Source organism: Stenotrophomonas maltophilia (assembly GCF_003970865.1).
In the GTDB taxonomy this organism is placed as follows: Bacteria; Pseudomonadota; Gammaproteobacteria; order Xanthomonadales; family Xanthomonadaceae; genus Stenotrophomonas; species Stenotrophomonas maltophilia_AR.
The window spans coordinates 1-910 of record NZ_RXLZ01000152.1 but is presented as its reverse complement, the minus strand read 5'-3'; the positions used below and the strand labels follow the sequence as shown (position 1 = coordinate 910).

General features: G+C 56.0%; 2 protein-coding genes. Both read right to left on the bottom strand.

Features of this window, described 5'->3' with window-relative positions:
- Positions 1 to 68 precede the first annotated feature (68 nt).
- Entirely contained in the window at positions 69 to 551 is a 483-nt protein-coding gene (locus tag EKL94_RS22160; protein ID WP_221767997.1) for a hydantoinase B/oxoprolinase family protein, read from the bottom strand.
- A gap of 18 nt (positions 552 to 569) precedes the next feature.
- A partial coding sequence (locus EKL94_RS22155; protein ID WP_185830082.1) for a hydantoinase B/oxoprolinase family protein occupies positions 570 to 910 on the bottom strand: 341 nt, incomplete at its 5' end.

Sequence of the window (910 nt, the reverse complement as noted above, 5' to 3'; positions counted from 1 at the left end):
TTCTTTCTTTTTGCTCGTGTTTGTTTTTTTTTTTTTTTTTTTTTTTTAAACAGAAGACGCCATAGAGGTTAGGGGCCCCTCTCTGGGGCCTGGAGATGTGGAAAAGGGACAGGGAAAATCTCGGTCGCACTGCTCGACATTGAACCTGGAATCATACCACCAACGTCGTTCCAGTGAGCGATATTGGCTGTCCAGGCGATCAGATCACTGCCCGCAAACACCGGCATGGCCAACACCACGTCGTTGAGGTGGGTCACCCCGCCGTAGAAAGGGTCATTGGTGGCAAACACATCACCGGGCTGGATGTCGTCCGGATGGAGTTCGAGAATACGCTGGACCGCTTTGTCCAACACTCCCACAAAGGAAGGAATCCCCGCGCCCGAAGTCACCATCTGCCCCTGCCCATCGGTGATTCCTGTGCCCATGTCCAGCACTTCGTAGATGATGGCGCTCATGGCAGTCTTACGCATGGCCGCGAACATCTCATCGCTGATGGCCTGGAGCGAGTTCTGGATGATCTCGAGCGTGATGGGGTCAGAAGTCTTGATCACAAATGCCCTCGAGCTGGATCAGGAGATCGTCACCCCATACACTTCCGTGGCTACCTCGGCGCTGATAAATCCGTTCTTGAGGTCTTCGAGCACCTTATCCCTGGAACGCTTTCGGGGGTCGCCGTAGCCCCCACCGCTGGCAGTGTGGATGCGGATCACGTCGCCGTTGTTGACGGTGAGTGCCGTGACTACCGCATAGATTTCGCGTCTGCCATCTCTGCGGATGACCTCGGCATAGTTGGCCGAGCCTTCCCGGCCTCCCTCGAGTGCCCACGTCGGGGTGTGTTCCTTATCCACACTCCCAAGCCCCCCGACCGGCCCCCTTGTCCGTATCGCGTTCTCGTTGTGAAATACAAACA